Source organism: Streptomyces sp. cg36 (assembly GCF_041080675.1).
Lineage (GTDB): Bacteria > Actinomycetota > Actinomycetes > Streptomycetales > Streptomycetaceae > Streptomyces.
The window spans coordinates 1,977,929-1,999,734 of record NZ_CP163520.1 but is presented as its reverse complement, the minus strand read 5'-3'; the positions used below and the strand labels follow the sequence as shown (position 1 = coordinate 1,999,734).

The following is a 21,806-nucleotide window of genomic DNA, read 5'->3' as shown; positions in this document are numbered from 1 at the left end:
CGCCCCGCCGCCCGAAAGGACCGCACGTGGCCGCCCTCGAACCGGATGACTGGTGGCGCTCGGCCGCCATCTACCAGGTGTACGTACGCAGCTTCGCCGACGCCGACGGCGACGGCACCGGGGACCTCGCCGGGGTCCGGGCCAGACTGCCCTACCTCGCCGAACTGGGCGTCGACGCCCTGTGGTTCACGCCCTGGTACCTCTCACCGCTCGCCGACGGCGGCTACGACGTGGCCGACTACCGCACCGTCGACCCCGCCTTCGGCAGCCTCGCCGAGGCCGAGAAGCTCATCGCGGAGGCCCGGGGCCTCGGCATCCGCACCATCGTCGACATCGTGCCCAACCACCTCTCCGACCGGCACGCGTGGTTCCGGGCCGCGCTCGCGGCCGGTCCCGGCAGCCCCGAACGCGCGCTGTTCCACTTCCGGGCGGGCCGGGGCGAGCGGGGCGAACTGCCGCCCAACGACTGGCCGTCCCAGTTCGCGGGGGAGCCGCCGTGGACCCGTACCGAGGACGGCGAGTGGTACCTGCACCTGTTCACCCCGCAGCAGCCGGACCTCAACTGGGCGCATCCGGCGGTCCGCCGCGAGCACGAGGAGGTGCTGCGGTTCTGGTTCGAGCGCGGGGTGGCCGGGGTCCGCATCGACTCGGCGGCGCTGCTCGTCAAGGACCCGGCGCTGCCCGACTTCACCGAGGGCGAAGGCCCGCACCCGTTCGTCGACGTGGACGGCGTCCATGACGTCTACCGCTCCTGGCGGGCGATCGCCGACGAGTACGGCGGGGTCTTCGTCGGCGAGGTGTGGCTGCCCGACAGCGAGCGCTTCGCCCGCTATCTGCGCCCCGACGAACTCCACACCGCATTCAACTTCGCCTTCCTGTCCTGCCCCTGGGAGCCGGACCGGCTGCGGGCCGCCATCGACGACACCCTCGCCGAACACGCCCCCGTCGGCGCCCCCGCCACCTGGGTGCTCTCCAACCACGACGTCACCCGCACGGTCACCCGCTACGGGCGCGCGGACACCGGCTTCGACTTCGCCGCCAAACGCTTCGACACCCCCTGCGACCTCGCGCTCGGCACCCGCCGGGCCCGCGCCGCCGCGCTGCTCTCGCTCGCCCTGCCCGGCTCGGTCTACCTCTACCAGGGCGAGGAGCTGGGCCTGCCCGAGGCCGAGGTGCCCCGCGACCGCATCCAGGACCCGATGCACTTCCGCTCCGGCGGCACCGATCCGGGCCGGGACGGCTGCCGGGTGCCGCTGCCGTGGACCGCCGAGCCGTGGCGGACGCCGTGGCTGCCGCAGCCGCCGGAGTGGGCGCGGTACGCGGCCGACCGGCAGGCCGGGGACCCGGACTCCATGCTCGCCCTCTACCGCCGGGCCCTGCGGCTGCGCCGGACCCGGCCCGGCTTCGGGGACGGGCCGCTGACGTGGCTGGAGGCCCCGCCCGGTGTGCTCGCCTTCGCCCGCCCGCCCGGGCCGGTGTGTCTGGTCAACCTGGCGCCGGACCCCGTACCGCTGCCGGACCACACCGAACTGCTGCTCGCCAGCGGACCGCTGGACGCGGCCGGGCGGCTGCCGACGGACACGGCGGTGTGGCTGGCGCCCTGACCGCCGTCCGCACCGCCGCCGAAAGGGGCGGGCCTTTCCAGTGGCCCGCCGCACGGGAATTGCTTATGTGCTCCTTACTTTTCGGGGATGTCCGCCTTTGCGCGGACGAGCGTGGCGCGCGGGATCACCACAATGCGCTCGTAATCCGCCCGCCCGGCATCGCTCGGCAGCTTTCCTTCCAACGCCTCGGTCCTGTCCGTTCCGATGACGGCGAAGTCGCCGTTCGCCAGCTCGAAGATGTCGGGGCAGGTCTGCCCCGACATGCTGCCGCGCTGTCGCGGGGAGGCACCGACCCTGCGCACGATTTCCACCTGGACCGTTCCAATGTCTTGGAGGACTCTAGGACTTGGGACAGACAACCAGACTCGCGGCTGTTGTGGTGTGCGCATACGGAATTGGTGAGGATTACCTCAACCGGCTGATGTTTTCCACGATCTCGTCGACCTGCCTGCCGAGCCGTGCCTCCTGGGAGGAGTGGTCGAGTACGGCCCGGTGCTGGCGGGTGAGTTCCCAGTACTCTCGGAAAATAGGACTGCGGCAGATCACCCGCAGATGCCCGCCGATCTCGACCTCGCTCGTGGAGCCCGTCCGGTACGCGTGCACCACATTGCTGTAGAGCGCGTTGGCATAGAGGAACTGGCGCTGTTTGCGCGGCGGCACCTCTTCCGTGAACGTGTCGAGGACGGCGGCGAGATCCGGGTCGTCCATGGCCTTGCTCAGCAGGTCGAAATGGAGCCGGTGCTGATCGGCCAGGGCGAGCCGGCGGGCCAGTGTCCGATGCTGGAGGGCGAGTCCGGCGGCCCCGGCGGCCACCGCGAGGCCGGCGAAGACCCCGCCCGCCGAGGCCGCCCCGGCCGCCGGGGCGAGCGCGTGGAACCCGGCGCCGATCGCCAGGCTCACGGCTGCCGCCAGGGCGACGGCGCCCGCCGCGAGCGCCGCCGTGACAGGTGCGGCGTGCTGTCCGGTTCTGTGCTGGCTGATCATGTCTCTTCTCCCGTACGACTGTTACTACTGTGGGGGAGCGGGCGGCCCCGGCGTGGTCCTGATCGCGTCATCGATCAGCTCTGCCAATTTCCTTTCGTGGCTGTCCTCGGGAAGCGCGAGTTTCCGTTCCCTGGAGAGCGCCCAGTACCGTAGATAGGGCTCGCTGCTCCGTAAGGACCGGGCGTGGACCCGGAGTTCTTCGTCCGAATAGCTTCCCCACTGGCGGGCGAGGAGCAGATGGCCGAACGTCAGGTTGGCGAACAGGTACTGCCGCTCCTCCTCGTGAGGGATACCCGGAAAGTCGTTCCACACCGCGGCGAGCAAGGGATCCTCCATGGCCATACGGGTCAACTGCACGTGCAGGGAGCGCATATTGGCCTCGGCGCTGCGGTGCAGTTCCTGGCGGGACTGGGTCAGTTCGGCGCGCTGATCCGCGAGTTCGGCGCGCTGCATGCGCAGTTCCTGGTATTGCAGCAGCAGCGCCACCACGAGTATGAGGAATGCGAGACCCGAGAACACGGCGCTCGCCGCACTGAAATAGTTGCCGATCTGGCTGCGGCCCTCGGCGCGGTCCAGGCCGCCCTCGCGGCGCTGCACGGTGTCGATGAGCCAGCCGCTGACCAGGACCGCGGCCCCGCTCACCAGGGCGGTCCCGGCGAGCGTCACGGCCGTCCAGAGGGCGGCCTTCGCGGTGGTGCGGAGCCAGGCGGGGCGGGCTGTCGTGGCTGTCATGGCGCCTCCCGTGTGTGGTCCCGGAACCTGCCCGGTCCGCCCGCGCGCGATGCCCGGCCCCGGCGGCGGGGCGGGGCGTTCCGGCCGCCGCCGGTGGGCGCTCGGGCGCATCCGGGAGGGGCGCGGCGCCGGCCCGCGCGGCCGGGGGGTGCGGGCGCGGGCCCATATCCTGGACCGGGCGCAGGCCCGGAAGGCACCGGTCCGCCGGGCGTCCGGGCGCGGCCCGCGGCCGACGCGCCCGCCCCTACCCCCGCCCCTGAGAGAGGTCACCCCCGTGAGCCCGACCGGTCCGAGCCAGCAGATCCCCGTCATCGTCCTCGCGGGCTTCCTCGGCTCGGGCAAGACGACGCTGCTCAACCATCTGCTGCGGGCGAGCCGGGGCACCCGCATCGGGGCGATCGTCAACGACTTCGGATCCATCGAGATCGACGCGATGACGGTGGCCGGTCAGCTCGGCGACTCCACGCTCTCGCTCGGCAACGGCTGTCTGTGCTGCGCGGTGGACGCCGGCGAGCTGGACGTCTACCTGGAGCGGCTGACCCGGCCCGCCGCCCGCCTCGACGTCGTCGTCATCGAGGCCAGCGGGCTCGCCGAGCCGCAGGAGCTGGTCCGCATGGTGCTGGCCGCCGAGAGCCCCCGGGTGGTCTACGGCGGACTGGTGGAGGTGGTGGACGCGGCGGAGTACGAGGCGACGCGGGAGCGCCACCCCGAGCTGGAGCGGCACCTGGCGGCGGCCGATCTGGTGGTGCTCAACAAGACGGACCGGGTGCCCCCGGCAGCGCTCGACCGGCTGCGGGCGTCCCTGGCCGGGCCCGGGTCCGTCGTCGAGGCGGCGTACGGGCGGGTCGACCCCGAGCTCTTCTTCGACCGCCGCCCCAGCACCGAGCGGGTCGGGCAGCTGGCCTTCGAGGACCTGCTGGACGACGAGGCGCAGGACGCCGGGCACGAAGGGGCGTGCGGCCCCGGCTGCGGGCACGGCCACGGCGCCCATCTGCACACCGCGTACGAGTCGGTGGCCTTCACCTCGGCGGCGCCCATGGACCCGCGCCGCCTCATGGCGTTCCTCGACACCCGCCCGGCCGGTCTCTACCGGATCAAGGGCTACGTCGACTTCGGCGGCGCCGACCCGCGCAACCGGTACGCGGTGCACGCCGTCGGCCGGTTCCTGCGCTTCTACCCGGAGCCCTGGCCGCCCGGCGAGGAGCGGCTGACCCAGCTGGTCCTCATCGGATCCGGGATCGACGCGGAGGGCCTGCACAAGGACCTGGAGGCGACGGTCGCGGCCCCGGGGGAGAGCCACGGCGAGGAGGCCGCCATGTGGGGCGTCCTGCGCTATGTGCAGCGCGCCGAGACGGAGGAGGCTCCGGCGGACGCGGACGAGTGAGGGCGGGGCGCGGGCGGCGGGGCGCCGGGGGCGGGGGCCTGGGCGCCGGGCGCCGGGTGCGGCCGGGGACGGCCCGGGTGCCGGGTGGGCTCCAGCGACGGCGGGGCCCCGGGAGCGGTCGCATCCGCCGCTCCCGGGGCCCCGCCCACGTACCGTCGTACCGCTACGCGGCCGGGCCCGCCAGGGCCGTCACCACATGGGCGAGCGGGGTGCCCGAGCCGTCGCGGCGCGGGTCGGGCTCGGGGAGCTCGACCGGGGCGCCGCCCGTCCCCGCGGCGCGGGCCGGTGCCGCGCCCGTCCAGGCCAGGACCAGCATGTCCTCGCCCTTCAGGAACCGCTGGCAGCGCACGCCGCCGGTGGCCCGGCCCTTGCGCGGGTACTGGTCGAACGGGGTGAGCTTGGCGGTCGCCGCCGAGTCGCCCAGCAGGGTGCCGCGCGAGCCCGCCACCGTGAACACCGCCGCGTCCGCCGCCGGGTCCACCGCCGCGAAGGAGATCACCTTGGCGCCGTCGGCGAGCTTGATGCCCGCCATGCCGCCCGCCGGACGGCCCTGCGGACGCACCTGGGACGCCTGGTAGCGCAGCAGCTGGGCGTCGTCGGTGATGAAGACCAGGTCCTCCTCGCCGGTGCGCAGCTCGGCCGCGCCGACGATCCGGTCGCCGTCCTTGAGGGCGATGACCTCCAGCTCGTCCTTGTTGGCCGGATAGTCGGGCACCACCCGCTTGACGACGCCCTGCTCGGTGCCGAGCGCCAGACCGGGCGAGGACTCGTCCAGCGTGGTGAGGCAGATCAGCCGCTCGTCGGCCTCCAGCGAGAGGAACTCCGAGACCGGGGCGCCGCCCGACAGGTTGGGCGCCGAGGCCGTGTCGGGCAGCTGCGGCAGATCGATCACGGCGAGCCGCAGCAGCCGCCCGGCCGAGGTGACCGCGCCGACGTCGCCGCGCTGGGTCGCGGGCACCGCGGAGACGATCACATCGTGCTTGGTGCGCCGCTCGGCGTCGGTGGCCGGGGGCTCGCCGTTGGCCGTACGGGCCAGCAGACCCGTCGAGGACAGCAGCACCCGGCACGGGTCGTCCGCGACCTCCAGGGCGACGGCCGCGACCGGCGCGCCCGCCGACTCCAGGAGCACGGTCCGCCGCTCGGTGCCGAACTTCTTGGCCACCGCCGCCAGTTCGGTGGAGACCAGCTTGCGCAGCTCGCTGTCGGACTCCAGGATGCCGGTCAGCTCGTCGATCTCGCCGGTGAGCCGGTCGCGCTCGCTCTCCAGCTCGATGCGGTCGAACTTGGTCAGCCGGCGCAGCGGGGTGTCCAGGATGTACTGCGTCTGGATCTCGCTGAGCGAGAAGTGCTCGATCAGGCGCTGCTTGGCCTGCGCCGAGTTGTCGCTCGACCGGATGAGCCGGATGACCTCGTCGATGTCGAGCAGCGCGACGAGCAGGCCCTCCACCAGGTGCAGCCGGTCGCGGCGCTTGGTGCGGCGGAACTCGCTGCGCCGGCGCACCACGTCGAACCGGTGGTCGAGGTAGACCTCAAGGAGCTCCTTGAGCCCCATGGTCAGCGGCTGGCCGTCCACCAGCGCCACGTTGTTGATGCCGAAGGACTCCTCCATCGGCGTCAGCTTGTAGAGCTGCTCCAGGACCGCCTCGGGGACGAATCCGTTCTTCACCTCGATGACCAGGCGCAGGCCGTGCGAGCGGTCGGTGAGGTCCTTGACGTCGGCGATGCCCTGGAGCTTCTTCGAGCCGACCAGGTCCTTGATCTTGGAGATCACCTTCTCCGGGCCGACCGTGAACGGCAGTTCCGTGACGACCAGGCCCTTGCGGCGGGCCGTCACGTTCTCCACCGACGCCGTGGCGCGGATCTTGAAGGTGCCGCGGCCCGACTCGTAGGCGTCCTTGATGCCGGAGAGGCCGACGATGCGCCCGCCGGTCGGCAGGTCGGGGCCGGGCACGAAGCGCATCAGCGCTTCCAGGTCCGCGTTCGGATACCGGATCAGATGGCGGGCCGCGGCCACGACCTCGCCCAGGTTGTGCGGCGGCATGTTGGTCGCCATGCCGACCGCGATGCCGGTCGCGCCGTTGACCAGCAGGTTCGGGAACGCGGCGGGCAGCGCCACCGGCTCCTGCTCCTGGCCGTCGTAGTTGGGCGAGAAGTCGACCGTGTCCTCGTCGATCGACTCCGTCATCAGCTGGGTCGCGTCGGCCATCCGGCATTCGGTGTACCGCATGGCGGCCGGCGGGTCGTCGTTGCCGAGCGAGCCGAAGTTGCCGTGGCCGTCGACCAGCGGCAGCCGCATGGAGAAGGGCTGGGCCATCCGCACCAGCGCGTCGTAGATCGACGCGTCGCCGTGCGGATGGAGCTTGCCCATCACCTCGCCGACCACGCGGGCGCACTTCACATAGCCGCGCTCGGGGCGCAGGCCCATCTCGTTCATCTGGTAGACGATGCGGCGGTGGACGGGCTTCATGCCGTCGCGCGCGTCCGGCAGGGCCCGCGAGTAGATCACCGAATAGGCGTACTCAAGGAAGGAGCCCTGCATTTCGTCCACGACGTCGATGTCGAGGATCTTCTCCTCGAAATCGTCCGGCGGCGGGGTCTTCGTGCTGCGGCGGGCCATCGCGGCTGTGGCTCCTTCACCAACGAGTTCTTCTCAGCGACACCAAAAGGTCTGCTCCTGACGCCGACCATTGTGGACCGTCCCGCTGACAACGCCGACCGCGACCCGGGAACTTCGCCAGGTGTCGGTGCGCTTGCATACAGTGGCAGGACTTCTTCACCGCGATCGAAGGGACGTACATGCCCATGGGTCACACGGCCACCGCCCAGGCCGGCTCCGGCGGCCTGACAGCGACCGAGCACCGGCTGGCCAATGGCCTGCGGGTGGTGCTCTCCGAGGACCACCTGACCCCGGTCGCCGCGGTCTGCCTCTGGTACGACGTGGGCTCGCGCCACGAGGTCAAGGGCCGCACCGGCCTGGCTCACCTCTTCGAGCACCTGATGTTCCAGGGCTCGCACCAGGTGCACGGAAACGGCCACTTCGAGCTGGTGCAGGGGGCCGGCGGCTCGCTCAACGGCACCACCAGCTTCGAGCGCACCAACTACTTCGAGACCATGCCCACCCACCAGCTGGAGCTCGCGCTGTGGCTGGAGGCGGACCGCATGGGCTCGCTGCTCTCCGCGCTGGACGAGGAGTCCATGGAGAACCAGCGGGACGTCGTCAAGAACGAGCGCCGCCAGCGGTACGACAACGTGCCGTACGGCACGGCGTTCGAGAAGCTGACCGCCCTGGCCTACCCCGAGGGCCACCCGTACCACCACACGCCGATCGGCTCCATGGCCGACCTGGACGCGGCGACGCTGGAGGACGCGCGGCACTTCTTCCGCACGTACTACGCGCCGAACAACGCGGTCCTCTCCGTCGTCGGCGACATCGACCCGGAGCAGACGCTCGCCTGGATCGAGAAGTACTTCGGCTCGATCCCCTCGCACGACGGCAAGCAGCCGCCGCGCGACGGCGCGCTGCCCGGTGTGATCGGCGAGCAGCTGCGCGAGGTCGTCCACGAGGACGTCCCCGCGCGCGCCCTGATGGCCGCCTACCGGCTGCCGCACGACGGCACGCGCGAGTGCGACGCGGCCGACCTGGCGCTCACCGTCCTCGGCGGCGGCGAGTCCTCCCGGCTCCACAACCGCCTGGTGCGGCGCGACCAGAGCGCCGTGGCGGCCGGTTTCGGCCTGCTGCGCCTGGCCGGCGCCCCCTCGCTCGGCTGGCTGGACGTGAAGACGTCCGGCGGCGTGGACGTCCCGGACATCGAGGCCGCCGTCGACGACGAGCTGGCCCGCTTCGCCGAAGAGGGCCCCACGGCCGAGGAGATGGAGCGCGCCCAGGCCCAGCTGGAGCGCGAGTGGCTGGACCGGCTGGGCACGGTCGCCGGGCGCGCCGACGAACTGTGCCGTTACGCGGTGCTGTTCGGCGACCCGCAGCTGGCCCTGACCGCCGTGGACCGGGTCCTCGCCGTCACCGCCGAGGAGGTGCGGGACGCGGCCCGGGCCACCCTGCGCCCGGACAACAGGGCGGTGCTGGTCTACGAGCCGACCGGCGCCGAGGACGAGGCCGCGGCCGACGCGGACGCAGAGGGAGCAGAGCAGTGAGCGAGACCGGCGTGACCATGCAGTTCCACCCGCAGCCGACCGCGGGCACCGCGCGCCCCTGGGCGTTCCCGGCCCCCGGCCGCGAGACCCTCGCCAATGGGCTCACGGTGCTGCGCTGCGACCGTCCCGGCCAGCAGGTCGTGGCCGTGGAGGTCTTCCTCGCGGCCCCGCTGGACGCCGAGCCGGCCGGTCTGGACGGCGTCGCCACCATCATGGCGCGCGCGCTCTCCGAGGGCACCGACAAGCGCTCCGCCGAGGAGTTCGCCGCCGACCTGGAGCGCTGCGGCGCCACCCTGGACGCGCACGCGGACCACCCGGGCGTGCGGGTCTCCCTGGAGGTGCCGGTCTCCCGGCTCGCCAAGGCGCTCGGGCTGCTCGCCGAGGCGCTGCGCGCGCCCGCGTTCGCCGACGCCGAGGTCGACCGGCTGGTGCGCAACCGGCTCGACGAGATCCCGCACGAGCTGGCCAACCCGGCGCGCCGCGCCGCCCAGCAGCTCTCCCGGGAGCTGTTCCCGGCCACCGCGCGCATGTCGCGCCCGCGCCAGGGCACCGAGGAGACCGTCACCCGCATCGACGCCTCTGCCGTCCGGGCCTTCTACGAGGCGTACGTGCGCCCGGCGGCGGCCACCGCGGTCGTCGTGGGCGATCTGGGCGCCACCGACCTGGACGCGATCCTGGCGGACACCCTGGGCGCCTGGACGGGCACCGCGGCCGAGGAGCGCCCGATGCCGCCGGTGACCGCCGACGACACCGGCCGGGTCGTCATCGTGGACCGCCCGGGCGCCGTCCAGACGCAGCTGCTGATCGGCCGGGTCGGCCCGGACCGCCACGACCGCGTCTGGCCCGCCCAGGTCCTCGGGACGTACTGCCTGGGCGGCACGCTCACCTCCCGCCTGGACCGCGTCCTGCGCGAGGAGAAGGGCTACACGTACGGCGTGCGGGCCTACGGCCAGGTGCTGCGTTCGGGCGCGGAGGGCACCGGTGCCGCCATGCTCGCCATCAGCGGCTCGGTGGACACCCCCAACACCGGTCCGGCGCTGGACGACCTGTGGACGGTGCTGCGCAGGCTCGCCGCCGAGGGGCTGACCGACGCCGAGCGCGAGACGGCCGTGCAGAACCTGGTGGGCGTGGCCCCGCTGAAGTACGAGACGGCGGCGGCGGTCGCGGGGACGCTGGCCGACCAGGTCGAGCAGCACCTGCCGGACGACTTCCAGGCGCGGCTGTACGCGCAGCTGGCCGACACGGGCACCGTGGAGGCCACCGCGGCGGTCGTCAGCGCCTTCCCGGTGGACCGTCTGGTGACGGTTCTGGTGGGCGACGCGGCGCAGATCGAGGAGCCGGTCAAGGCGCTCGGCATCGGTGAAGTGACCGTAGTCGCGGGCTGATTGAGCGGATCGCCGCGCACGCGCGCGTGGTGCGGGTGAGGACCCCGGAGGAAGCGATTCCGTCGGGGTCCTCCCTTATGTCCGGTTTATTGGAGAGGTTGCCTGTCTGTCGTGTGGCGTGCGCTACAAAAAGTGGTGTCTGTTTGGCGATTGAAAGATCAGGCGATTAGCGTCGGGCGCGCTGTCCGTCACCATCCGTCGCAGCCGCGGCACCGGGCAGTGATCGCCGAGTCCCCAACTGGCGCGAGCCAGGGGAGCCGGGGACCCACTCAGTCCCTGGGGTGAATCGGACGCCTCCGCCCGCGGAGGGGCCCGTAGGAGACCTTCCAGCTCCGAACCCGTCAGCTAACCCGGTAGGCGAGATGGAAGGAAAGGACACCGCCACTTCATGGCGTTCACCCGTGCCACCGGGAAGCACCGCCGTCCGAGCGCCGTGTCGCGCAAGAGCGCGAACATAGCGGGCATCGCCACTCTCGCCACCGCCGGAGTCGTGGGCACCCTCGCCTCACCGGCCCTGGCCGCGGAGACCAGCGCGGCCCCGGCCGCCGCCTCCGTCGAGGACACCGGAATCACCCAGGCCATCGTGATCGGCGACTCGCTCGCCGACCGCATCGACGCCCAGGCCGCCGCCCAGAAGCAGGCCGCCGACAAGGCCCGCGCCGCCGCCGAGGCGAAGCGCAAGGCCGAGGCGAAGGCGAAGGAGGAGCGCGCCGCCCGCGAGCGTGCCGCGCGTGAGGCCGAGCGCAAGCGCCTCAACACCTTCGTCGCCCCGATCGACGGCAGCTACGTCTCCACCGGCTACAAGACCGGCGGCTCGATCTGGTCCTCCGGCAGCCACACCGGCATCGACTTCCACGCCGGCGAGGGCACCTCGGTGCACTCGGTCGGCCTGGGCACCGTCGTCGAGGCGGGCTGGGGCGGCGCGTACGGCAACAACATCGTGATCCGGATGAACGACGGCACGTACACCCAGTACGGCCACCTGTCGTCCATCCTCGTGGCCGTCGGCCAGCACGTCGAGCCGGGCCAGCAGATCGGCCTCTCCGGCAACACCGGCAACACCACCGGCCCGCACCTGCACTTCGAGGCCCGCACCTCGCCGTCGTACGGCTCGGACATGGACCCGATCGCGTATCTGCGCGCGCACGGCGTCAACGTCTGACGCCCTTTCGGCGGGCTCCTGCCCGCCGCCCCGCGACACCCACCGGAGCCCCCGGCCGATTTCCCGGCCGGGGGCTCCGGCCGTGGCCAGAAGATATCCCCCGATTACCTCATGTCACCGGGAATTAACACGCGCTCGAATAGAGTCGCCGAACAGGCGTCGGACGACCGCGTTTCGCGGGGATCAAGGCGGAGGTTCGGTCATGCGCATCGCGGCGCAATCGGTCTGCACGGCAATCCGCGACGACATCGTGGCGGGCACCTTCGCACGCGGCAGCAGGCTCACCGAGGAAGTACTCGCCCGGCGTTACGGGGTTTCGCGCGTCCCGGTCCGCGAGGCGCTGCGCACCCTGGAGTCCGAGGGGTTCGTGACCACCCGCCGCCATGCCGGGGCCTGTGTGGCCGAGCCCAGCGCGCAGGAGGCCGCCGACCTGCTCGAAATGCGGGTGCTGCTGGAGCCGCTGGCCGCCGCGCGGGCCGCCGGACGGCGCACCGAGGCCCATCTCAAGGTGCTGCGCGGCCTGGTGCGGCTGGGCCAGGAGCGGGTGCGGCGGGCCCAGGGGGAGGACCTGCGCGCGCTGGGCGGCTGGTTCCACGAGACGCTGGCCCAGGCGTCCGGCAGCGCCGGCCTGATCGCGCTGCTCACCCAGCTGCGGCACAAGGTGGCCTGGATGTACGTGCTGGAGCGGCCCGCGCTGCCCCGGGAGTGCTGGGCGGAGCACGGGGCGATCGTGGACGCGGTGGCGCGCGGCGACGCCGAGCGCGCAAGGTCGCTCACCGCGCTCCACGCGGAGCGTTCCTTTTCCGCCTATCGGCTGCGCGCGGCCGACGGTGTGAGGAGTTCGCAACATGCCGTGAACAACGCGGCCGTCCGCGCGTGACGGGACCGCCGTATACCGGCGGGGGGACCGCTGGAAAAGGGTGACGGGGCCGCCGTATACAGGTGACCGGATTGCCGTATACGGGCGATCGCCCGACAGGGAGGAGCAATTGCGCGGTCCGTTCGGTGCCGCCCGAATGCAGCCGCTCCCGGAATGGAAACAGCCGTGCGCCCCGAATGCGGGACGCACGGCTGGGAATCGGCCGACCGGGTGGGGTCAGACGGTCTCGGGAAGCTCGTCGAGGCCCTCGGCGACCAGCTTCGCCAGACGGTCCAGGGCCGCCTCGGCGTTCTCCGCCTCGGAAGCCAGCACGATCTCCTCGCCGCCCTGCGCGCCCAGGCCGAGCACCGCGAGCATGGACGCGGCGTTGACCGGGTTGCCGTCGGCCTTGGCGATCGTCACGGGGACGCCGGAGGCCGTGGCGGCGCGGACGAAGATGGAAGCGGGGCGGGCGTGCAGGCCCTCGGCCCAGCCGACATTGACGCGGCGCTCAGCCATGGTGATGCCCTTCGAAATCTCTGACGGTTGTCTAGACCATTCTCTCATGTCCCGCGCGGTGCTCGGTGCCCCCTACCTTGGCCTGCCCGGACCGGGCCCGCGACCCGTAGGCTGCCGGTATGCAGGCTCCGCAGGAGAAGACGCAGGACCCCGCGTACCCGGCCCACTGGGAGGCCGACGTCGTGCTCCGCGACGGTGGTACGGCCCGGATCAGGCCCATCACCCCGGGCGACGCCGAACGGCTGGTCTCCTTCTACGAGCAGGTGTCGGACGAGTCCAAGTACTACCGCTTCTTCGCGCCCTACCCCCGGCTGTCCGCCAAGGACGTGCACCGCTTCACCCATCACGACTACGTCGACCGGGTCGGGCTGGCGGCGACGGTCGGCGGCGAGTTCATCGCGACCGTCCGCTACGACCGGATCGACCAGCGCGGCCGTCCGGCCCCGGCCGACGAGGCGGAGGTCGCGTTCCTGGTGCAGGACGCCCACCAGGGCCGCGGGGTCGCCTCCGCCCTCCTGGAGCACATCGCGGCGGTGGCGCGCGAGCGGGGGATCCGGCGGTTCGCGGCGGAGGTGCTGCCCGCCAACAACAAGATGATCAAGGTCTTCACGGACGCGGGCTACCAGCAGAAGCGTTCCTTCGAGGACGGCTCCGTCCACCTCACGCTCGACCTGGAGCCCACCGCCGAGTCCCTCGCCGTGCAGCGCGCCCGGGAGCAGCGCGCCGAGGCCCGCTCGGTGCAGCGGCTGCTCGCGCCGGGCTCGGTCGCCGTCATCGGCGCCGGCCGCGCACCCGGCGGAGTCGGCCGCACGGTGCTGCGCAACCTCCTCGGCGCGGGCTTCACCGGACGCGTCTACGCGGTCAACCGGGCGCTGCCGCAGGACGCTTCGGCGCTGGAGGGCGTCCCGGCGGTGCGCTCGCTGGGCGAGATCGGGGAGACCGTCGACCTCGCCGTGCTCGCCGTGGCGGCCGAACGGGTGCCCGAGGCCGTCGCCGAGTGCGGTGAGCACGGGGTGCGCGGGCTCGTCGTGCTCTCCGCCGGGTACGCCGAGAGCGGCGCGGCCGGGCGCGACCGGCAGCGGGCCCTGCTGCGCCAGGTCCGCTCGTACGGAATGCGGCTGATCGGGCCGAACGCGTTCGGGATCATCAACACCGCGCCCGGCGTGCGGCTGAACGCGTCGCTGGCGCCCCAGCCGCCCGACCGGGGCCGGATCGGCCTGTTCACCCAGTCGGGCGCGATCGGCATCGCCCTGCTCTCCGGGCTCTACCGGCGCGGCGCGGGCGTGTCCGCGTTCATCTCCTCCGGCAACCGGGCGGACGTCTCAGGCAACGACATCCTCCAGTACTGGTACGAGGACGCGGACACCGACGTGGTGCTGCTCTACCTCGAATCCATCGGCAACCCGCGCAAGTTCACCCGGCTCGCCCGGCGCACCGCCGCGGTCAAGCCCGTGGTCGCGGTGAAGGGCGCCCGGCACAGCGGATCCACCCCGCCCGGCCACGCGGTCCCGGTCACCCGGGTCCCGGACGCGGCCGTCTCGGCGCTGCTGCGGCAGGCGGGCGTCATCCGGGTGGACACGGTGACCGAGCTGGTGGACGCGGGCGTCCTGCTCGCCGATCAGCCGCTGCCCGCCGGGCCGCGCGTCGCGATCCTGGGCAACTCCGAGTCGCTGGGGCTGCTGACGTACGACGCCTGTCTGACCGAGGGCCTGCGCCCGCTGCCGCCCCTGGACCTGACCACCGCGGCCGGACCCGACGACTTCCGCGACGCGCTGGCGCGGGCGCTCGCCGACGAGCTGTGCGACGCGGTGATCGTCACGGCGATCCCCTGGGTGGGGGAGCCCGGCCATCCCGACGAGGCCCTCGCCACCGCCCTCCACCGGGCCACCGCGACGGCCCCGGCGAAGCCGGTGGCGGTGGTGCACGTGGAACTCGGCGGCCTGGCGGAGGCCCTGGCCGACGCGGCGAGCACGGCCCCGCGCGCCCCGCACCACCGCGCACCACTGCCCGGGACGACCCCGACGGCGTACGGAGAGACCCCGACCGCGCACGGAGGGCCCGCCCCGACCGCCGCGCCCGCCCCCGTCGGTCCCGGCAGGGTGCGGGGATGGAGCCCCGCAGGAGGTCCGGGAGCCCGGCCCCCGGGCACCCCCCACCTCGACCCGCCCCGGGAGGGCCTCGGGAAGGAGCAGGGCGGGGAAGACCCCGCCCACCGCATCCCCTCCACCCCCACCCACCCCATCCCCTCCACCCCCACCCACCCCATCCCCTCTGCCCCCGCCCACCGCATCCCTGCCTACCCCGCCGCCGAACGGGCGGTCCGCGCGCTCGCCGAGGCCGTCCGCTACGGCCAGTGGCGGCGGCAGGCCGCCGAGCAGGGCAAGGTGCCGGAGTACGAGGACATCGACGAGGCCGGCGCCGCCACCGACATCGAGCGGCTGCTCGGGGCCGACCCCGACCCCCGGGGCGGCACCCTGGGCACCGACGCGGCCGAGGCGCTGCTGGCCCGGTACGGGATCCGGGTGCGCCGCGCCCTGCCCGCCCCGCACCCGGACGCCGCCGTGGCCGCCGCCGCCCGCCTCGGCTACCCGGTGGCCCTCAAGACCACCGCCCCGCACCTGCGCCACCGCCCCGACCTCGGCGGCGTCCGCCTGGACCTGGCCGACGAGGAGCAACTGCGCCGCGCGTACGCCGAGTTGACGCACGCCCTGGGCAAGCCCGAGGAGCTCCAGCCGGTGGTCCAGGCGATGGCGCCGAGGGGCGTCGACACCGTGGTGCGCGCGGCCATCGACCCGGCGGTCGGCGCCGTGCTCTCGTTCGGCCTCGCCGGGGCCGCCTCCGAGCTGCTCGGCGACACCGGCCACCGGCTGGTCCCGGCGACCGACCGGGACGCCGCCGAGCTCGTCCGGTCGATCCGGACCGCGCCGCTCCTGTTCGGCTGGCGGGGCTCCGCGCCGGTGGACACGGCGGCCCTGGAGGAGCTCCTGCTGCGGGTGTCGCGGCTGGTCGACGACCACCCGGAGGTCGTCTCCGTGGTCCTGGAGCCCGTCGTCGTCGCCCCGCACGGCCTGTCCGTGCTGGGCGCGAGCGTCCGGCTCGCCCCGCCGCCCGCCCGCACCGACCTGGGGCCGAGGCGGCTGCCCAGCTACTGAGACGAGCGGGCCCGAAGGCCCCGTAGGATGGAGCCCATGGCGAAGACCGGCACGATGACCCAGGGGCTGCGCGCGGCGATCGAGCGCAGCGGCTACTACCCGGCCCTTGTGGCCGAGGCGGTGGAGGCCGCCGTCGGTGGTGAGCCCATCGCGTCGTACCTGGTCCACCAGGAGACCACGTTCGACGCCAACGAGGTCCGCCGCCACGTCACCGTCCTGGTCCTGACGGACAACCGTTTCATCGTCAGCCACACCGACGAGCAGAACGCGGACACCAGCTCCCCGACCCCGTACGCGACGACCTCCACCGAGTCCGTGAAGCTCGACCGGATCTCCTCCGTGGTCGTCAGCCGCGTGGTCGCCAACCCCGAGTCGTACACCCCGGGCACCCTGCCCCGCGAGGTCGTGCTGACCATCGGCTGGGGCGCCGTCTCCCGCATCGACCTGGAGCCCGCCGCCTGCGGCGACCCGGGCTGCGACGCCGACCACGGCTACACCGGCAACTCCACGGCCGACGACCTCAGCCTGCGCGTCAGCGAGGCCGGGGACGGGCCGGACACCGTCCGCCAGACCCTGGACTTCGCCCAGGCGCTCTCCGAGGCCACCGCGGCGACCGGCCGCTGATGGCCCAGCCCGCCTGGCAGGACCCGGAGCCCCTCGCCCTCGACACCGCCCCCCTGCCCGAGTACGGCAGCGGCTCGCTCGCCGATCTGCTGCCGACGCTCGCGGCGGGCATGGGCGTGCCCGGCACGGCCGCCGCGATCTTGGAGCTGACCCCGGCCGACCGGAACTGCGTGTTCCTGATCGACGGTCTCGGCTGGGAGCAGATCAAGGCCCACCCGGACGAGGCGCCCTATCTGCACGGGCTGCTCGGCGGCTCGCGCGGCGGCACCGGCCGCCCCATCACCGCCGGGTTCCCCGCCACCACCGCCACCTCGCTGGCGTCCGTCGGCACCGGCCTGCCGCCCGCCGCGCACGGCCTGCCCGGCTACACCGCGCGCAACCCGGAGACCGGCGAGCTGATGAACCAGCTCCGCTGGAAGCCCTGGACCGACCCGCACGCCTGGCAGCCGTACCCCACGGTCTTCCAGCTGGCGGACGCGGCCGGGGTGCACACCGCCCAGGTCTCCTCGCCGACCTTCCAGCACACCCCGCTGACCAAGGTCGCGCTCAGCGGCGGCACCTTCCACGGCCGGCTGACCGGCGAGGAACGCATGGACCTCGCCGCCGAGCAGCTGGGCGCCGGTGACCGCTCGCTCGTCTACACGTACTACAGCGAGGTCGACGGCAAGGGCCACCGCTTCGGCGTGGACTCCGACGCCTGGCGCGGCCAGCTGATGTACGTCGACCGGCTCGTCCAGCGCCTGGCCGAGCAGCTGCCGCCGCGCTCCGCGCTGTACGTCACCGCGGACCACGGCATGATCGACATCCCGTTCGACGAGGAGTCCCGGATCGACTTCGACGAGGACTGGGAGCTGAGCGCGGGCGTCGCCCTGCTCGGCGGCGAGGGCCGGGCCCGGCACGTCTACGCGGTCCCGGGCGCCCAGGCCGATGTGCTCGCCGTCTGGCGCGAGGTGCTCGGCGAGCAGTTCTGGGTGGCGAGCCGCGACGAGGCGATAGCCGCGGGCTGGTTCGGCCCGCCGGGCGCCTGCGACGAGCGGGTGTACGGGCGGATCGGCGACGTCGTCGCCGCGGCCAGTGCCGATGTGGTGATCACCGCCTCGCGCAACGAGCCGCACGAGTCCGCCATGGTCGGCATGCACGGCTCGATGACCCCCGTCGAGCAGCTCGTCCCCCTGCTCGAAGTACGCTCGTAACCCTTCCCGCACTTCCCCCATTCGTACGCGCCCGCGTGCGCGGACCCGAAAGGCCGTCACCCTCCCATGCCCGAGCTGGTGTTCTTCTCCGGAACGATGGACTGCGGAAAGAGCACCCTCGCTCTTCAGATCGAGCACAACCGCTCCGCGCGCGGACTCCAGGGCATGATCTTCACCCGTGACGACCGGGCGGGCGAGGGCAAGCTGTCCTCGCGCCTGGGCCTGGTGACGGACGCCGTGGAGGCGGCCGAGGGCTTCGACTTCTACGCGCACCTGGTCGCCCACCTCTCCAAGGGCGGGCGCTGCGACTACGTGATCGCCGACGAGGCGCAGTTCCTCGCGCCGGAGCAGATCGACCAGCTCGCCCGGGTCGTCGACGACCTGGACCTGGACGTCTTCGCCTTCGGCATCACCACCGACTTCCGCTCCAAGCTCTTCCCCGGCTCGCAGCGCCTGGTGGAGCTGGCCGACCGCGTCGAGGTCCTCCAGGTCGAGGCGCTCTGCTGGTGCGGCGCGCGCGCCACCCACAACGCCCGCACCCGGGGCGGCGAGATGGTCGTCGAGGGTGCGCAGGTGGTCGTCGGGGACGTCAACCAGTCCGAGGACGAGATCGGGTACGAGGTGCTGTGCCGCCGTCACCACCGGCGCCGGATGACGGCCGCGGCGGCGCGTGCGGCGACCCTGTCGCCGGATGTGCTGCCGGTGGACGCGTAGCCGTCCGGGGCGCGCGTGCGGCGCTTCGCGTCACACGCCGGTGCGCACCAGCGTGAACACCGCCCCCTCGGGGTCCGCCACCGTGGCCACCCGCCCGCTCGGCCCCTGTCCGGGCGGCTGCACGACATGGCCGCCCAGCTCGGTGACCCGGTGGACCGCCTCGTCCGTGTCGGCGACCTCGAAGGAGGTCATCCAGTGCGGGCCCCGGTCGCGCGGCAGGGCGTTGCCCACCCCGCGCAGCGAGCAGACCGGACGCCCGTCCAGGCGCAGCGTGAGGTGGTCGAGGTCGGCCGGGACGACCGCCTCGGCGTCATAGCCGAACACCGACTCGTAGAACTTGCCGACCGCCGTCGTCTCCCGGGTCAGCAGCTCGTTCCAGACCGGGGTGCCCGGTGCGCCCGCCACCGCGGTGCCCACGTGCGCCTCGGCCTGCCAGGCGCCGAACACCGCGCCCTCCGGGTCGGAGGCGATCACCAGCCGTCCCGCGTCCCCCGCGTCCAGCGGTCCGACGCCGACCGTTCCGCCGCAGCAGCGGATCGCCTCGGCCGTGGCGTCGGCGTCGTCGGTGGCCAGATAGGGGGTCCAGGCGACCGGCAGATGCCGGTCCGGCGGGAGCTGGCCGATTCCCGCCACCTCGGCACCGTCCAGGAGGGCCCGTACGTAGGGGCCGAGCGAGGCGGGACCGGGCCGGAACTCCCAGCCGAACAGTTGCGCGTAGAACTCCTGGGTGGGAGCCAGGCCGTGCACCATCAGGCTCACCCAGCAGGGTGTGCCGGGCGTCCGCCGGGTCTCTGCCTGGGACATCGTGACTCTCTCCTCGGACCATCGCTGTGAGAACGCGCCCTCAAGGAGCGAGCGGCCGCGCCGGACGCCCGCCCCCTCGCAGATGCTTGCACCACCGACGGCGAAGCGCGCCCCGGCCGCGCCGCTTTTGGCGCGTTCCCGCAGGAGGATGCCCGCTTTGACGTTTCTCATCCGTTTCGCCGCCGTTTCATGGGGCGGGGGCGCTGCGCGAGGATGGCACCCATGAACGCCATCATCAGCGCATCCGAACTGGCGGCCGAGCTGGCGGGGGAGCACCCCCCGGTCCTGCTCGACGTCCGCTGGCAGCTCAGCCTCGCCAAGGCGGCCGGTGCCGCCCCCTTCGACGGCCGGGCGGAGTACGCGGCCGGGCACCTGCCCGGCGCGGTCTTCGTCGACCTCGACGCGGAGCTGGCCGGTCCGCCCGGCTCCGGCGGGCGCCATCCGCTGCCCGACGTGGCCGCGTTCGGTGCCGTGATGCGCCGGGCCGGGGTGTCGGCCGGGACGCCCGTGGTCGTGTACGACGGCGGGCAGGGCTGGGGCGCGGCACGCGCCTGGTGGCTGCTGCGCTGGACGGGGCACCCGGACGTCCGGGTCCTCGACGGCGGCCTCGCCGTGTGGACCGGGCCGCTGTCGAGCGAGGTCCCGGCCCCGGCCGGGGGCGACTTCGCGCCGGAGCCGGGCGCGGTGGGCCTGCTGGACGCGGACGGGGCCGCGGCGCTGGCCCGCTCCGGACTGCTCCTGGACGCCCGTGCGGGGGAGCGCTACCGGGGCGAGGTCGAGCCGATCGACCGGGTCGGCGGGCACATCCCGGGCGCGGTCTCGGCCCCCACCACCGAGAACGTGGACGCCGACGGCCGCTTCCTGGCCGCGGAGGTCCTCGCGGACCGCTTCAAGGCGCTGGGGGCGTCCGGCGCCGATGTCGGCGTGTACTGCGGATCCGGGGTCTCCGGTGCCCACGAGGTGCTGGCCCTGGAGGTCGCGGGCATCCCGGCGGCGCTGTACGCGGGCTCCTGGTCGCAGTGGTCGTCCGACGAGTCCCGCCCGGTCGCCACCGGCCCCGACCCGCAGTAACCGCGCACGCCGAGGGGGCCCGCGCCCGGCGCGGGCCCCCTCGCCCCGTCCGTCCGCGGCGGCTTCCGCTGCCGCCGCTCCCCGCTACTCCTGCTGCTTCTTGCGCCGGGTGCCGAAGACGATCTCGTCCCAGCTGGGCACCGCGGCCCGCCTGCCGGGCCGGACGCCGTCCGCCTCGGCCTGCCGGTCCGTCGTGCCGGTGAGCCGGTCGCGGTGGCCGCTGACCGAGCGCGGCATCAGCACGTCCGCGTACGCCGCTCCGGCGCCCGCCGACGCCGCCGGGGCGGGCGGCTCCTCGATCTCGGGCTCCTCGACGGGCGCGGTGGTGTCGGGCTCCGGCGGCGCGGCCGGGCGCTCGGGCACCACCATGTCGCCGCGGAAGCTCGGCACCGCCTCCAGGAGGCTGGTGAGCGAGTCGCTCTCGTCCGGGACGGGCTCGGGCGCGACGGGGGCCGGGCGCTCCAGCTGCCGGTCCAGGGCCCGGTCGAGCGGCCGGTCCCGGGGCAGCCGGGCGATCCTCGGCACGAACGGGAAGCTCGGCTCGGGGGTGTCGTCGCTCTCGCCGATCAGCGAGCGGGCCTCGTCGTCGACGGCCTGGACCAGCCGGCGCGGCGGGTCGTAGGTCCAGCTCGCGGCGCGCGGCTCGGTGGCCACCCGGTAGACGAGCAGGACCTCCCAGGTGCCGTCGTCGCGGCGCCAGGAGTCCCACTGGACGCTGTCCTTGTCGGCGCCGCGCAGCAGCAGCCGCTCCTGGACGGCCTCGCCGAGCTGGGGGCCGGTGTTCTCGCCGGGGCGTCGCACGGGGGTCTTGCGGGCCCGCTCGGCCATGAAGGCGCGCTCCGCGAGCACCGGGCCCTCGAAGCGGCGGACCCGGTCGACGGGGATCCCGGCGAGCTGGGCGACCTCCTCGGCCGAGGCTCCGGCCCGTATCCGCGCCTGGATGTCACGAGGCCGGAGGTGGCTCTCCACCTCGATCTCGATCTGCCCGAGCCGGGCGCGGTCGTTGCGCACGGCGGCGCGCAGCCGCTCATCGATCGGAAGCGTGTACTCCGTGCTGTCCGCAGCCTTGAGCACCAGTCGTGTGCCGTCGTTGGAGACGGCCACGACACGCAGTTCGGGCATGGGGACCTCCCGGGTGGTGCCTGCCGACGTCACCTGCGTCGCTGCTTCCGCTAGTCGAGTGTGGCCTGCCCGGGTGCAGCCTGCCACAACCTTGCCGAGTTGCCCGGCGTGTCGGGCATGGGCCCTGGAACGCCGTTATGGCACGGTTACCTGTTTGCAACGCAGAGTGACCGGTGTGGTCGCTCTGGCAGCAGGCGCCCGTGCGGTGCCGCGGCGCCGCCGGTTCGAGTGCCGCTTTCGGCCCCCTCCCGCAGGCCCCGGAATCCCATGAGGGAGACCAGGCCCAGGGCTCGCCACAGTACTCCATTCGGGCCACCTGGGTGGACCGCCGCGCCGCCGAACTTCTCC

18 protein-coding genes and 1 riboswitch are annotated in these 21,806 nt (G+C 73.6%); of the genes, 11 read left to right on the top strand and 7 right to left on the bottom strand.

Annotated features, from left to right (window positions below):
* The first annotated feature begins 26 nt into the window (after positions 1-26).
* Complete coding sequence (locus AB5J87_RS08830) at positions 27-1,604, top strand: glycoside hydrolase family 13 protein (RefSeq protein ID WP_369375796.1); 1,578 nt, start codon at positions 27-29, stop codon at positions 1,602-1,604.
* A gap of 74 nt (positions 1,605-1,678) precedes the next feature.
* Here AB5J87_RS08830 and AB5J87_RS08825 read toward each other — a convergent pair whose 3' ends face one another.
* From AB5J87_RS08825 to AB5J87_RS08815, 3 genes are all read right to left on the bottom strand, one after another.
* Entirely contained in the window at positions 1,679-1,915 is a 237-nt protein-coding gene (locus tag AB5J87_RS08825; protein WP_369375794.1) for a hypothetical protein, read from the bottom strand.
* Positions 1,916-2,009: 94 nt separating this feature from the next.
* On the bottom strand, positions 2,010-2,588 hold the full coding sequence (locus tag AB5J87_RS08820; protein WP_369375792.1) for a DUF6082 family protein: 579 nt from the start codon (positions 2,586-2,588) through the stop codon (positions 2,010-2,012).
* 24 nt (positions 2,589-2,612) lie between these two features.
* Complete coding sequence (locus AB5J87_RS08815; RefSeq protein WP_369375790.1) at positions 2,613-3,320, bottom strand: DUF6082 family protein; 708 nt, start codon at positions 3,318-3,320, stop codon at positions 2,613-2,615.
* A gap of 274 nt (positions 3,321-3,594) precedes the next feature.
* On the opposite strand from AB5J87_RS08815, the gene AB5J87_RS08810 reads away from it, so the two are divergent.
* Positions 3,595-4,704 (top strand): GTP-binding protein, encoded by a 1,110-nt coding sequence (locus tag AB5J87_RS08810; RefSeq protein WP_369375788.1) that lies wholly within the window; start codon positions 3,595-3,597, stop codon positions 4,702-4,704.
* Positions 4,705-4,867: 163 nt separating this feature from the next.
* Here the strand turns inward: AB5J87_RS08810 and AB5J87_RS08805 are convergent, their stop codons facing one another.
* Entirely contained in the window at positions 4,868-7,321 is a 2,454-nt protein-coding gene (locus AB5J87_RS08805) for a DNA topoisomerase (ATP-hydrolyzing) subunit A (protein WP_369375786.1), read from the bottom strand.
* A gap of 179 nt (positions 7,322-7,500) precedes the next feature.
* Between AB5J87_RS08805 and AB5J87_RS08800 the strand changes: the two genes are divergently transcribed.
* The 4 genes from AB5J87_RS08800 (at position 7,501) to AB5J87_RS08785 (ending at position 12,280) form a co-directional block, all read left to right on the top strand.
* The gene (locus tag AB5J87_RS08800; RefSeq protein WP_369375784.1) at positions 7,501-8,853 is read left to right on the top strand and encodes a M16 family metallopeptidase; all 1,353 of its coding nucleotides are present in this window, start codon (positions 7,501-7,503) and stop codon (positions 8,851-8,853) included.
* Positions 8,850-10,238 carry a M16 family metallopeptidase gene (locus AB5J87_RS08795; protein WP_369375782.1) on the top strand — a complete coding sequence of 463 codons (1,389 nt, stop codon included), beginning with the start codon at positions 8,850-8,852 and terminating at the stop codon, positions 10,236-10,238. The genes AB5J87_RS08800 and AB5J87_RS08795 overlap by 4 nt, the downstream gene beginning before the upstream one ends.
* A gap of 214 nt (positions 10,239-10,452) precedes the next feature.
* A riboswitch (cyclic di-AMP (ydaO/yuaA leader) is annotated at positions 10,453-10,613 on the top strand.
* A gap of 13 nt (positions 10,614-10,626) precedes the next feature.
* A complete protein-coding gene (locus tag AB5J87_RS08790; protein WP_369375780.1) occupies positions 10,627-11,400 on the top strand; it encodes a M23 family metallopeptidase in 774 nt (257 codons plus the stop codon).
* A 202-nt stretch (positions 11,401-11,602) separates the two neighbouring features.
* On the top strand, positions 11,603-12,280 hold the full coding sequence (locus tag AB5J87_RS08785; RefSeq protein ID WP_369375778.1) for a GntR family transcriptional regulator: 678 nt from the start codon (positions 11,603-11,605) through the stop codon (positions 12,278-12,280).
* A gap of 216 nt (positions 12,281-12,496) precedes the next feature.
* Here AB5J87_RS08785 and AB5J87_RS08780 read toward each other — a convergent pair whose 3' ends face one another.
* Positions 12,497-12,778, bottom strand: a complete 282-nt coding sequence (locus AB5J87_RS08780; protein ID WP_369375776.1) for an HPr family phosphocarrier protein — start codon at positions 12,776-12,778, stop codon at positions 12,497-12,499.
* Between the two features lie 119 nt (positions 12,779-12,897).
* Here AB5J87_RS08780 and AB5J87_RS08775 point away from each other — a divergent pair, with 119 nt between their 5' ends.
* From AB5J87_RS08775 to AB5J87_RS08760, 4 genes are all read left to right on the top strand, one after another.
* Positions 12,898-15,930 carry a GNAT family N-acetyltransferase gene (locus tag AB5J87_RS08775; protein ID WP_369375774.1) on the top strand — a complete coding sequence of 1,011 codons (3,033 nt, stop codon included), beginning with the start codon at positions 12,898-12,900 and terminating at the stop codon, positions 15,928-15,930.
* 36 nt (positions 15,931-15,966) lie between these two features.
* Positions 15,967-16,554, top strand: a complete 588-nt coding sequence (locus AB5J87_RS08770; RefSeq protein ID WP_369375772.1) for a DUF5998 family protein — start codon at positions 15,967-15,969, stop codon at positions 16,552-16,554.
* Positions 16,554-17,747: an alkaline phosphatase family protein gene (locus AB5J87_RS08765; protein ID WP_369375770.1), complete on the top strand. Its 1,194-nt coding sequence runs from the start codon at positions 16,554-16,556 to the stop codon at positions 17,745-17,747. The genes AB5J87_RS08770 and AB5J87_RS08765 overlap by 1 nt, the downstream gene beginning before the upstream one ends.
* Before the next feature lie 66 nt (positions 17,748-17,813).
* Positions 17,814-18,461 (top strand): thymidine kinase, encoded by a 648-nt coding sequence (locus tag AB5J87_RS08760; RefSeq protein WP_369375768.1) that lies wholly within the window; start codon positions 17,814-17,816, stop codon positions 18,459-18,461.
* Between the two features lie 30 nt (positions 18,462-18,491).
* On the opposite strand, the gene AB5J87_RS08755 is transcribed toward AB5J87_RS08760, so the two are convergent.
* The gene (locus AB5J87_RS08755) at positions 18,492-19,265 is read right to left on the bottom strand and encodes a VOC family protein (RefSeq protein ID WP_369375766.1); all 774 of its coding nucleotides are present in this window, start codon (positions 19,263-19,265) and stop codon (positions 18,492-18,494) included.
* A gap of 222 nt (positions 19,266-19,487) precedes the next feature.
* Here AB5J87_RS08755 and AB5J87_RS08750 point away from each other — a divergent pair, with 222 nt between their 5' ends.
* Positions 19,488-20,336: a sulfurtransferase gene (locus AB5J87_RS08750; protein WP_369375764.1), complete on the top strand. Its 849-nt coding sequence runs from the start codon at positions 19,488-19,490 to the stop codon at positions 20,334-20,336.
* An 84-nt stretch (positions 20,337-20,420) separates the two neighbouring features.
* Here AB5J87_RS08750 and sepH read toward each other — a convergent pair whose 3' ends face one another.
* Positions 20,421-21,491, bottom strand: coding sequence for a septation protein SepH (gene sepH, locus AB5J87_RS08745; RefSeq protein WP_369375761.1), 1,071 nt, complete (start codon positions 21,489-21,491; stop codon positions 20,421-20,423).
* Positions 21,492-21,806 lie beyond the last annotated feature (315 nt).

Excerpts from the sequence above, each read along its gene's own strand:
- AB5J87_RS08775 (WP_369375774.1), top strand. The coding sequence starts at position 12,898 with ATGCAGGCTCCGCAGGAGAAGACGCAGGACCCCGCGTACCCGGCCCAC.
- AB5J87_RS08765 (WP_369375770.1), top strand. The coding sequence starts at position 16,554 with ATGGCCCAGCCCGCCTGGCAGGACCCGGAGCCCCTCGCCCTCGACACC.
- AB5J87_RS08785 (WP_369375778.1), top strand. The coding sequence starts at position 11,603 with ATGCGCATCGCGGCGCAATCGGTCTGCACGGCAATCCGCGACGACATC.
- AB5J87_RS08815 (WP_369375790.1), bottom strand. The coding sequence starts at position 3,320 with ATGACAGCCACGACAGCCCGCCCCGCCTGGCTCCGCACCACCGCGAAG.
- AB5J87_RS08800 (WP_369375784.1), top strand. The coding sequence starts at position 7,501 with ATGCCCATGGGTCACACGGCCACCGCCCAGGCCGGCTCCGGCGGCCTG.
- AB5J87_RS08750 (WP_369375764.1), top strand. The coding sequence starts at position 19,488 with ATGAACGCCATCATCAGCGCATCCGAACTGGCGGCCGAGCTGGCGGGG.
- AB5J87_RS08820 (WP_369375792.1), bottom strand. The coding sequence starts at position 2,588 with ATGATCAGCCAGCACAGAACCGGACAGCACGCCGCACCTGTCACGGCG.
- AB5J87_RS08760 (WP_369375768.1), top strand. The coding sequence starts at position 17,814 with ATGCCCGAGCTGGTGTTCTTCTCCGGAACGATGGACTGCGGAAAGAGC.
- AB5J87_RS08770 (WP_369375772.1), top strand. The coding sequence starts at position 15,967 with ATGGCGAAGACCGGCACGATGACCCAGGGGCTGCGCGCGGCGATCGAG.
- AB5J87_RS08780 (WP_369375776.1), bottom strand. The coding sequence starts at position 12,778 with ATGGCTGAGCGCCGCGTCAATGTCGGCTGGGCCGAGGGCCTGCACGCC.
- AB5J87_RS08790 (WP_369375780.1), top strand. The coding sequence starts at position 10,627 with ATGGCGTTCACCCGTGCCACCGGGAAGCACCGCCGTCCGAGCGCCGTG.
- AB5J87_RS08755 (WP_369375766.1), bottom strand. The coding sequence starts at position 19,265 with ATGTCCCAGGCAGAGACCCGGCGGACGCCCGGCACACCCTGCTGGGTG.
- AB5J87_RS08805 (WP_369375786.1), bottom strand. The coding sequence starts at position 7,321 with ATGGCCCGCCGCAGCACGAAGACCCCGCCGCCGGACGATTTCGAGGAG.